10 protein-coding genes, 1 tRNA gene and 1 riboswitch are annotated in these 11497 nt (G+C 34.5%); of the genes, 8 read left to right on the forward strand and 3 right to left on the reverse strand.

All coding sequences use genetic code 11. The features are described 5' to 3' along the window. The first annotated feature begins 10 nt into the window (after positions 1-10). Genes JEP40_RS08355 through JEP40_RS08365 form a run of 3 tightly spaced genes read left to right on the forward strand, consistent with a single transcriptional unit; the run spans position 11 to position 4616 of the window. Positions 11-2539 (forward strand): fimbria/pilus outer membrane usher protein, encoded by a 2529-nt coding sequence (locus tag JEP40_RS08355; RefSeq protein ID WP_198623172.1) that lies wholly within the window; start codon positions 11-13, stop codon positions 2537-2539. Further along, positions 2536-3915 (forward strand): fimbrial protein, encoded by a 1380-nt coding sequence (locus JEP40_RS08360; protein WP_198623173.1) that lies wholly within the window; start codon positions 2536-2538, stop codon positions 3913-3915. The genes JEP40_RS08355 and JEP40_RS08360 overlap by 4 nt, the downstream gene beginning before the upstream one ends. A 2-nt stretch (positions 3916-3917) precedes the next feature. Continuing rightward, complete coding sequence (locus JEP40_RS08365) at positions 3918-4616, forward strand: molecular chaperone (RefSeq protein ID WP_198623174.1); 699 nt, start codon at positions 3918-3920, stop codon at positions 4614-4616. A 227-nt stretch (positions 4617-4843) separates the two neighbouring features. Here the strand turns inward: JEP40_RS08365 and JEP40_RS08370 are convergent. Continuing rightward, a tRNA-Lys gene (locus JEP40_RS08370) sits at positions 4844-4919 on the reverse strand. Between the two features lie 259 nt (positions 4920-5178). On the opposite strand from JEP40_RS08370, the gene cycA reads away from it, so the two are divergent. The 3 genes from cycA (at position 5179) to JEP40_RS08385 (ending at position 8345) form a co-directional block, all read left to right on the forward strand. Beyond that, positions 5179-6591, forward strand: a complete 1413-nt coding sequence (gene cycA, locus JEP40_RS08375; protein ID WP_198623175.1) for a D-serine/D-alanine/glycine transporter — start codon at positions 5179-5181, stop codon at positions 6589-6591. A gap of 304 nt (positions 6592-6895) precedes the next feature. Then, positions 6896-7330 (forward strand): universal stress protein, encoded by a 435-nt coding sequence (locus tag JEP40_RS08380; RefSeq protein WP_109407759.1) that lies wholly within the window; start codon positions 6896-6898, stop codon positions 7328-7330. Positions 7331-7526: 196 nt separating this feature from the next. Further along, positions 7527-8345: an MBL fold metallo-hydrolase gene (locus tag JEP40_RS08385; protein ID WP_198623176.1), complete on the forward strand. Its 819-nt coding sequence runs from the start codon at positions 7527-7529 to the stop codon at positions 8343-8345. A 188-nt stretch (positions 8346-8533) separates the two neighbouring features. Here JEP40_RS08385 and JEP40_RS08390 read toward each other — a convergent pair whose 3' ends face one another. Next, positions 8534-8980, reverse strand: coding sequence for a universal stress protein (locus JEP40_RS08390; protein WP_198623177.1), 447 nt, complete (start codon positions 8978-8980; stop codon positions 8534-8536). A gap of 236 nt (positions 8981-9216) precedes the next feature. On the opposite strand from JEP40_RS08390, the gene psiE reads away from it, so the two are divergent. Next, a complete protein-coding gene (gene psiE, locus JEP40_RS08395; protein WP_072068485.1) occupies positions 9217-9630 on the forward strand; it encodes a phosphate-starvation-inducible protein PsiE in 414 nt (137 codons plus the stop codon). Between the two features lie 137 nt (positions 9631-9767). Then, complete coding sequence (gene rlmA, locus JEP40_RS08400) at positions 9768-10583, forward strand: 23S rRNA (guanine(745)-N(1))-methyltransferase (protein WP_198623178.1); 816 nt, start codon at positions 9768-9770, stop codon at positions 10581-10583. 96 nt (positions 10584-10679) lie between these two features. Here rlmA and mntP read toward each other — a convergent pair whose 3' ends face one another. Beyond that, positions 10680-11267: a manganese efflux pump MntP gene (gene mntP, locus JEP40_RS08405; protein ID WP_198623179.1), complete on the reverse strand. Its 588-nt coding sequence runs from the start codon at positions 11265-11267 to the stop codon at positions 10680-10682. Between the two features lie 85 nt (positions 11268-11352). Then, positions 11353-11474, reverse strand: a riboswitch (yybP-ykoY riboswitch). Positions 11475-11497: the final 23 nt, after the last annotated feature.

An 11497-nucleotide genomic window follows, 5' to 3' on the forward strand; every position in this document is an offset into this window, starting at 1 on the left:
TGGCATTGAAATGAAATTCATAGAAAAAAGCACAGCACAACTAAATAAGAGAATAAAAGTCGTATTCTTAATCGGCTCATTTTCTCTATTTATGCAATCAATACCTTCTGCATTTGCTGATGACTATGAATTTGATCCTTCTTTATTATTAGGTAGCAAAAATAATATCAACATTAATCAGCTTCATGATAGTAATTATGTAGAGCCTGGTGATTATGAAGTTGACATCTACATTAATAATCGTTTTTTTGAAAGAAAAACAGTGAGTTTTCAATCAAATGATAAAGGTAAAGTGACGCCTTGTTTTAATCAACAACAGATTGATGAAATGGGGATATTACTTGATAACGAGGTCAGTCAAGGTAATAGTCAATGTTTAGTATTAAGCAAAATTAATAAAAATATTGTAGATTCGTTTGATGCTTCTAATTTTAGAATAATGATTGCAGTGCCTCAAATCTTATTAAAACGAAGACCACAAGGCTATGTCAATGAAGATGATTTAGATGCAGGCAACACCATGTTGTTTACTAATTATTCTGGTAATTACTATAAGAATAAATCGAACGGACAAACTTCAGACTATGGTTTTGGTAGTGTCAACATGGGTGTAAATCTGGGAACTTGGCAATTTCGCCAACAAGCATCTTACTCTTATAATTCATCAAAATCGGGAAGTAATAGTGAATTTAATTGGATAAGAACTTATCTACAAAAACCGTTACTGACGTTAAAGTCGATGTTAGTTATCGGCGATATTTATACAACAGGTGCACAATTTTCAAGTCTAGCATTTAAAGGTATCCAATTAACGTCTGATGAAAGAATGTTACCAGATTCTCAAAAAGGCTATGCGCCTGTTATTCGTGGTATTGCGACTACTACTGCCCGTGTAGTGATAAAACAAAATGGCACTGAAATTTATCAAACGACGGTATCACCCGGACAATTTGAAATAAATGACCTTTATCCAACCAGTTATGAAGGGGATTTATTAGTCGAAATTCACGAAAGCAATGACAAAGTATCTTCTTTCACAGTGCCATTTACCGCATTACCTGAGTCAGTAAGGGCAGGTCGTTTTAAATATAACTTTACTGCGGGCGAAGTGAATAACTTTGGTTCAGAAAATAGTTATTTTTCAGATATCGCTTTGCAATATGGTGTGAATAATACGGTAACGCTAAATACAGGGATGCGTGTAGGACATCAATACCAGGCAGTATTTGCCGGTTCTGTTATTGCTACAAAATTAGGGGCAATAGGTTTTAATTCAGCATTTTCAAATGCTGAAGTGGGTGGTAAAAATTATCAAGGTGGGCGATTAGGCGTTAGTTATAGCCGTACTTTTAGCCCAACCAATACCGTTATTACACTCGCAGGTTATAAATATTCAACAGAAAATTTCCGCGAATATAATGATGTCTTGGGATTGAGAAAAAGTGCAAGTAATGACATGGAATGGAATTCTAGCAGCTATAACCAAGAAAGCCAGTTTACACTTAGTGTTAACCAGTCTCTTGATAAGTGGGGACAACTTTATATTTCAGGCTCTATCAGTAACTATTATGGCAATAAAGGGCATGATGCTCAGTATCAAATCGGTTATTCAAATACCTATAAAGATATTGCTTATAGCCTCGCCTATAGCCGTCAAAAAACGGGACAAATGACGGCGAATAATACTTTTACACCAATAACAACCGATCCGATATCGGAAGATATGGTGATGTTATCGGTTTCTATGCCATTAGGACGCTCTGATTATTCACCAATGTTATCACTATCTTCTAGTCATTCTAGTGATGATTCGAGTTATCAAACGAATTTATCAGGACTTTTAGGGGAAGATAAAACACTTTCTTATAGTGTAAATGCAGATTACGACACACAAAATAGATCGATAGGCAGTGGCTTACATTTAATTAAACAGCTTCCTTTTACCACGTTATCAGGCAGTATCTCTAATGGTAAACATTACACTCAAGGCAGTGTCGGTATTCAAGGTGCGTTAGTTGCACACAGTGGCGGGGTAACATTAGGGCCTCGTATTAGTGATTCTTTTGCTTTAGTGGAAGCAAAAGGCGCAAGTGGCGCGAGTGTGAGTAATGGTATGGGCGCACGCATTGATCCTTTTGGTTACGCTATTGTGCCTTCTCTTGTCCCTTATCAATATAACAATGTTAGCTTGGATGGGAAAAATATTAAAAATAACAATATTGAGCTACTGGAAAATACTAAGCAAATAGCACCATATTCAGGTTCAAGTACTAAAATCATTTTTAAAACTCAAGTCGGATATCCTGTATTGATTTCAGTTAAGCCTGAAAATGCATTGGTATTAGGTGAAAATGTTTACGATAAAGATAGGCATATTGTTGGTATGGTAGGGCAAAGTAACCAGATTTATGTCAGGGTTGAAAATAGAAAAGGGATAGTGACAGTCGGCAAGGATGCAGATAGTTGTCAAATCGCTTACTCAATACCAGAAGAAAAAGAAGCCGACAAACTCATTTTATTATCAGGGCAATGCTTATGAAATTGAATCGCCGTTTACTTTCTCATCAGTTTTCTATTTTATTGGCGTTGATGCTATTTCCTTCTTTAGCTTTGGCAACATGTTATAAAATAACGACGACGACGACGAACCCTAATAGCGTATATTATACCGAGCCAGGTAAAGGTTCTGCGAAAAATTGGCAAGGTGCGAGAGATGATTCAGGCTCAATGGGAAGTACCCCAAAAGTAATTAATGTTAATAACGATCAGTTTCAAATACCGGGTACATTAGTGGCGAGTGGTTTTGTCTCTTTTTTTGAAGCCGGTTATGAAGTCTATGATCCGGAACAAATATTGTTTCGGTGTACAGCCGATGAAGAGGGTAAATTAAGAGAATTTTATTCAACTAATGGTGACTATAACTATGGTGGGAAAAATTTAGTTAATCCGGCATTAGGTTTAAATGATACTTATATTAGTCTGGCAAGAGGGTTAGGCATTCGTATTAAAAATACCATTACAGGAGAATATTATAGTCGTTATTGGAAATCTCGTGCTTTAAATAATTTAGAAAGAGATAGTCAAGGTTGGATTTTAGTAAAAGCAAAAGATTTCTCTAATATGGAAGTGGAGTTATTTAAGATTAACTATGAAAGAACAAATGATATGCCACCTGCTCAATCAAGTAGTGGGTTAATTACTTTTATTAATCAACCAGCAGGTTATATTGCCTTTCAAAGCTCTAACATCTCTTATTTATTAAAAGATGGTTCAGATCATGCTACAAATTATCATGGTTTTTATGCTTATTGGCCTGCTGCGGTGAACATGTCTCGCCGTATTTATATCCGCAATGCATCAACTTGTTTTGTGAGAAATGTTACGCCTTATGTTTCATTTCCATTGGTCACTATTAATGAGCTAGCAAGTGGCAAAAAAGTGACTTTACCGATCACGATTGATTTTTATTGTCAATTAACACCACCTGCGAGCGATGGCATGAGTAATATTTCCAGCGGAACGGGAGCAGGACAAACCGCAATGGGATTTTTACCTAGACCTGAAAATGTTAATAAGGCAATTGAATTAGGATTAAAAGTACCTAATGGTGCCGCAATTACCCATTTAGTGACAGATGGTTATGGTACTGACTCAAGTATGGCAAAAGGGGTTGGTGTAAGAATATATCGCCCATCAGGTGCGGCATTAAATTTATTATCAACACTAGCTAATGAAGGGCAAGGCGAGGGTTATGGTTGGTATCCTATTTATGATGATTCTAGTTCAGTTTCATTTAATAATGGTATTGCCGATTTAACCAAAACATTATATGCCTCATTAGAAGCATTACCGAGAGAGAAAATAACTGCCGGTAAATTTAATGCGACATTACAAGTGATTATACTGGTGCAATAAATATGAAAAGGAGCAGTATTTTTCTTCTGTTACTGTGTTTTTCGTTTATTGCTAAAGCTAATTTAGCATTAGATGGTTCAAGGGTGGTTCTTTATCATTCAGACAGAGAAGCATCATTGAATATAAAAAATGATGGTGAGTTTCCTGTGGTGATTCAAACATGGGTGGATGATGGTAATCCAGAAAATACCCCAGAAACCATAACTAATGTTTCTGCTTTATCATTACCGCCAGTATTGCAATTAAAGCCGAGCGAATCACAACGGGTACGAGTGATTAATAAATTTACCAATACAGATAAAGAGAAAGAGACGCTTTATTGGCTTAATTTATATGAAATTATGCCTAAGCCAGTGAACAAAAAATATGATGAAGGCTTAATTAATGTCGTTGTCAGATTACAAGTAAAAGTGTTTTATCGTCCTGATGACTTAATTATGGCGATTTCTGATGTTAGTGGCGATCTTATTTTTACGAAATCAGATAAACAATTAACAATTGAAAATCCAACACCTTTTTATGTCACTATTAAATCAGCATCTGGCGAAAATAATCCTAATATTTTTGTGCCTATGATAGCGCCATTTTCCAAACAGCAAATCAATCTACTGGATAGTAAAATAAATACCATTAGCTATGTTTTAATTGATGATTTTGGCGGGGAATTTAAAGATAAGAAAGAGATAAAGTCAGGTTTATAGAATTTTATGTTGAGTTATCCAATAAAATTAGATTAATTGTTTTCCTATTAATTTCATTAATTATAAAAATCGAATGAAATATAAGCAGATATGGTTTTCTTTAATTGGCGTATTATTTTGAGTTTTTAGCTTAAGGTAAATGCGCCACTTTGTCGCCACTTATTAATAAAAACAAAAAAAACACTTATCTCTAAGTGGCTTATCTGCCTGATTTCTCAGCGTAAAATTGGTGGGTCGTGGGGGGTTCGAACCCCCGACCAATTGATTAAGAGTCAACTGCTCTACCGACTGAGCTAACAACCCGATGTGCAGATTATTCTCCTCTCAAAAGCGATGGTCAAGCCCTTATTTTAATTTTTTTTCAAATGGATAAAATGTCGCCAAATAAATTGAAGAAAGGATCTTATCTGGTTATCAAAGCATCATTCATTTTACTAAAAGTGATCTTTTCATTACTTATACTGAGATTTGTGTCACAATAATTTCGCAAACACATTGCCACGTCAAAAAATAAAATAGTGGCAAAACAACATCAAAAATATGAACACATTTCAGGTATGGTATGGAAGAGCAAACAGAAATTTCTCCTCCCGCTAGAGTAAAAAATGCCACTCTACAACGCGGGTTAACAAATCGTCATATTCAATTAATTGCTATTGGTGGAGCTATTGGTACCGGTCTATTTATGGGCTCAGGGAAAACTATTTCATTAGCTGGGCCGTCAATTATTTTTGTTTATATGATAATCGGCTTTGTCTTGTTCTTTGTTATGAGAGCTATGGGCGAGTTGTTATTATCAAATTTAGAATATAAATCATTTAGTGATTTTGCTGGTGATTTATTAGGGCCTTGGGCTGGTTTTTTTGTCGGCTGGACTTATTGGTTTTGTTGGGTTATTACAGGTATTGCGGATATTGTTGCCATAACGTCTTATATTAGTTATTGGGCACCTAATTTTCCTGAATGGGGAACATCCTTTATTTGTGTGCTGACACTGCTTATTTTGAACTTAGCGACAGTAAAACTGTTTGGGGAAATGGAATTTTGGTTCTCCATGATAAAAATAACAGCTATTGTCTCTTTGATCATTGTGGGTATTGTTCTTATCAGTATTGGATTTGAATCACCTGCGGGCCATACAGCAGCACTAGAGAACATCTGGAATGATGGGGGAATGTTTCCTAAAGGACTCAGTGGATTTTTTGCTGGCTTCCAAATCGCTATTTTTGCTTTTGTCGGAATAGAATTAGTAGGAACCGCCGCTGCCGAAACACGTAATCCAGAAAAATCATTACCGAAAGCGATTAATGCTATTCCCATTCGTATTATTACTTTTTACGTATTGGCCTTAGCAATTATTATGTCGGTGACACCATGGCGCTCAATTTTGGCTGATAAAAGCCCATTTGTTGAACTATTTGTTATGATAGGAATACCCGCAGCAGCAAGTTTGGTGAACTTTGTTGTATTAACGGCCGCAGCGTCTTCTGCTAATAGTGGTATATTCTCCACAAGCCGTATGTTATTCGGTTTATCAAAAGAAGGTGAAGCACCAAAGCAGTTTAGTCAATTATCTAAACGGGCTGTACCTGCTAATGGGCTGTTATTCACTAGCTTATGTTTATCATGCGGAATTGTGTTAATTTACTTTATTCCCGATGTCATGCATGTATTTACCTTGGTAACAACAGTGTCGGCATTATTATTTATGTTTATTTGGAGTATGATTTTATGCTCTTATTTAGCTTATCGTAAAAAACGTCCACTGTTGCATGAAAAATCTATTTATAAAATGCCATTGGGTATTATTATGTCATGGCTATGCCTTGCTTTTTTTGCCTTTATGACAGTGTTATTAGCTTTCGAACATGATACTCGTCAAGCGTTAAGTGTGACACCATTGTGGTTTATTGCACTAGCAATAGGCTATCAATATGTTAAAAAGAACAAACAGAATAAGAACGTTCAAAAATAATGTATTAATTACATAATAAAAGAGGAAAGCCTTATTTAATTAAATAAGGCTTTTTTTTGTATTTTTTATTAATGATAAAATAATAACTTTATAAAAAAATATGTCTAAAATAAAGATATTATAATTATATATTAATAATTCTTTAATGGTTACAGTTATTAATTTAACAAGTTTATGTCCTGTTGTTTTTTGAGTGAAAAATATACATTACTTAGGCACAATAAAATATTTTTAAAATATGTTAACTACATCCGGTAATTTTTTAAAAATACACTATCCTACAATTAAAATAAAAGGAGGCGGTATGTATAAGAATATTTTGGTTCCCATTGATATTGATGAAGATAACCTGATGAACAAAGCAATTCCGTTAGTGGAAGACATTGCAAAAAATGAAGATCCTTATGTTCATTTTTTGTATGTACTCCCAAAACTTCCACAATCTTCTTATTATCGACTTGTTATGAATGGTGATCAATTAGATCAAGGATGCCTAAAAACGTCTGCTGAGAAAGAACTAAAAAAAATTATTGAACGGTTTGATTTACCTGAAGATAGAATGCAAACACATATTTGCATAGGAACGCCACGAGATGCCATATTGCAGGTCGCAGATGAAGTAAACGCAGATTTAATTGTGATTGGCTCTCATAACCCCGAAGATGATTCTTATCATATTGGCTCAACAGCTGCTGATATTACACGCTATGCTAAACGCTCTGTTATGGTGGTGAGATAAAACTTAGCATACTGGTATATTTGCATAAGAGTAACTGCAAGTTATAACAATTTCGCTGTTATATTTGATTTTAATATAACAGCGGTTGTGTAACGAGATAGAGAGGATCGCACAAATCAATTGTTTTTATATTTGGAACACTTCCTTTTTTTAATTACTATAGGCCATCTTCTAATAACGATAATCATCAGAACCCATGTTAACAATCACTGCATTACTAGAAAATAAATCAGTCAATCCCGAGCTTAACTACTATCCTGGCTTGTCATTATTATTAGAAGATGATGAGTGCCAAACTAAAATACTCTTTGATACAGGAAAAGATCTTACCTTTATTTCAAATGCCAAAAAGATGGGGATTGATTTAACCACATTAAAAACTATTGTCGTGTCACATGGTCATTATGATCATTTTGGTGGTTTAACACATTTACCCGTAGATTTTTTTACTCATAAACCGCGAATTGTTGCTCATCCTCACTTATTTTCAGTTCGTTATTCAGCGCTTTTTTTAGGCAATAAAAATATTAAATTTAAACGATTAGCCCCTTTTTTTGATCGCAAAAAGCTTGAAACACAATTTTCTTTTGAATTAACAGATGCTCCTCTAACAATTGAAAAGAATTTCATTTATTCAGGGCAGGTGACACAGCGCCAAGTAAATAAACGTTATGGTGTTATTATTCATGAGTTAGGCGAAGAAGATGATTACGTTCTTGATGATAGCTTTCTTATTTGGCAAGGAAACAAAGGCCTAGTGATTATTACGGGCTGTAGTCACTCTGGTATTGGATCTATAGTTGAACATGCGAAAAAAATAACAGGTAATCATCAAATTCAAGCAATTGTGGGAGGCTTACATTTGCGCTGTGCAAACCCTTTTGCATTACAACGCGCTAAAAAAGCAATAGATAAAAATATTGATGTGTATGGATGTCATTGCACAGGTGTATTAGGGCGAAAATACCTTAATGCGAAAGATTTTAATGCAGGGCAATCTTTATCTTTTGAGTAGGATTAATGTAAAAATTGAACCTAAAATAGATATAAAAATTTTGTTTTTTGAACTGAATTTTAACAAATTAACGTATTAAAACAAAAAAATTAAAGCACATTTAGTGCTATTTATAACGTAGAGAATCACAGAGCTCTTTTGGCAATAAATAATCTAGTATTATTGCCAAAAAAAGAGGGCTAGTGATTTTATTTACGTATAACCATTACTGAGCGTGAGGTGTTATTGACAATATAATCAGCAGTAGATCCGAGTAATATATTATGTTGATTACGCGAGCTCGACCCAATAATAATGGTATCTACATCCACTTTTTCTGCTAATTCTAGAATGTTGTAATTAGGCGTACCAATAACGGCATGACATTGGTATTGTTCTTTGGGTAAGTTAAATTGTTGTTTTACACATAGCTCTAATTTTTCAGTTAATAGAACTAAAGCTTGTTGCTTTTTCTCAACGACAGACGAGCTATCACAATTAAGTCCATAAGCTTCTAAAGAGCGTAAATTAGGCATAACTGTAATGAAATGGAAATAATTTTCTGGTTTCCTAGCTAGGAAGCGAATATCTTCGATCATGCGCTGAATTCTGCTATCTTCTAATAAATCAATTGCAACGAGGTATTTGTTAGCCATAGTGTGCCTTTTCAATAAATTAGCTCTTAAATTAAGTATAAGTAAACCCGCTTACAAGTTGAAATTTAAAAGTGAATATTGCGATTATTGCATCATTATTCTTGGTTTTTTGGCTCTAAAAGATAAAAAATAGTGTGATGAATGCATAAATCTATTAAAATTTAGCCAAATTGCCTAATAGGCCTTTTATCATTTTTTACACATCCATGGAATGATCTCACTAGGTTATAGTTTATATGAGAAAATCAAGCGAAGACTTACTTAAATGTATTGCCACTATATTGCAGTGGGTGCTTAATATTGGGTTGCTTATTTTAGCAATTGTATTAGTCAGTTTTCTTATCAAAGAAACTTATGTCATTGCTTCATTATTATTTAATTTAGGTGCACAAGAGTCATCTTATCAATTACTAGAAGGTATTTTGATCTACTTTCTTTATTTTGAATTTATTGCGCTTATTGTTAAATATTTTTTATCTGGTGGGCATTTTCCGCTTAGATATTTTATCTATATCGGTATTACTGCAATTGTACGTTTGATTATTGTTGAACACAAAGATTCTGTGGATACTTTAATCCAATCAGGCGCAATTTTACTGTTAGTTATCGCATTATTTATTGCCAATACTGAAAAATTAAAACGGACTTAAAAATCGATAAGTTATGTTTGCTTAGTCATTGAGCATAAAAAACCGTCTTAAAAAATAAAAATAAGGTTTCCGCAAGATTGAGAGAGGTATGTTATTATCTCTCTCAATTTTATTCGGGGTTATACAAAAATATTACTATGTCCTATCAATGTCCATTATGTAATCAGGCTCTTTCTCTTCGAACTCACAGTTGGGTATGTGAAAATAATCATCAGTTTGATTGTGCGAAAGAAGGGTATGTAAATTTGCTACCAGTGCAATTTAAACGCTCGAAGGAGCCAGGTGATAGCGCTGAAATGATAAATGCTCGCCGTGAGTTTTTAGATGCAGGTTTTTATCAGCCAATGAGAGATAAAGTGGCTGATTTACTACAAACATTGTTGCCTATAGATAATAGCGTTGTATTGGATATTGGTTGCGGTGAAGGCTATTACACCCACCAGTTTTATCAAAATCTAAAATTACATAACCCACAAGTATATGGCTTAGATGTTTCTAAAGTTGCTATAAGATATGCAGCTAAACGTTATTCATCTATCCATTTTTGTGTGGCTTCAAGTCAGCGTTTGCCCTTTTGTGATGCTTCTTTAAATGCTGTTATTCGTATTTATGCTCCTTGTAATAGTGATGAATTAGCAAGAGTCATTGTAAATAATGGATATATTATTACGGTCACTCCTGCACCTCGTCACCTCTACCAGCTAAAAGCACTGATTTATTCAGAAGTACATCTTCATCCATTAAAAGAAGAACAATTTGATGGTTTTAATAAAGTGGCTGAACATCAAGTTGCTTATATGATGCATTTAAACGGTAAACAGGCTTTTGATTTATTACAAATGACACCATTTGCATGGCGAGCAAGTGAAGAAGTGAAACAAGTATTAGCTGAAAGTGAATGTTTTGAATGTGAAACGGACTTTTTAATTCGTGTTTATCAACGTTATGCTTAATAACGATAAATAATAAACAATTTATGATGTAAATAAAAAAAGCTTAGGCATTATATTCAAACCTAAGCTTTTTATTGTGTTCTGTTGAATTAGCGATTATTTAGCGTACATAAATAATTCAAGGTGTTCGAATACAATATTAAAGCCGATAGCAATTAATACGATCCCACCAATAATTTCTGCTTTTTTCCCAAGCACTGGGCCAATATAACGACCAATTAGCATACCTAGTGTTGCCATGATCATCGTCATCATACCAATGGTCATCGCAGTATGAACAATATTCACTTGAAGGAATGCTAAACCAACACCAATTGCCATTGCATCAAGGCTGGTGGCAATACCGGTTGCAATTAAAGAAAGCGAGCCATGGCGTTGTGGAGCGGCTTCTTCGCAAGGACATTCATCACCACGTTTTACGCTTTGGTAAATCATACGGCTACCAAGAATAAACAGTAATCCAAAGGCAACCCAGTGATCCCATTGAATAATATATTGGCTAGTATATAAACCTAATGCCCAACCAATAACTGGTGTGCTGGCTTCAATAATACCAAATATAAATCCAGTGCGGAGTGCTTCACGAAAGCGAGGTTTGTGTAATGTGGCACCTTTACAGACTGCAACAGCAAATGCATCCATAGAAAGGGCAAGGGCGAGGATGATAGTAGCGTAGAAACTCATAATAAAGCCTCGGTTGGGGTATTTCCATATACACACAATTGACCCCCAACCAAAGAAGTACAATCATGTGTCTATGGTCTTGCCAACCGTATTACATTACGGCATCTGCACCACGCTAAATAAAAATAAGCGAGCATGTTGATACAGATTTCTTAAAATAATAATTAATTTTTATTTTAAGACAGGCTACTCCCCAATGACTTGATGCAGAAGATAACATATTATTTCTG

The sequence above is a fragment of the Proteus vulgaris genome (genome assembly GCF_016239305.1).
Taxonomy (GTDB): Bacteria; Pseudomonadota; Gammaproteobacteria; order Enterobacterales; family Enterobacteriaceae; genus Proteus; species Proteus vulgaris_C.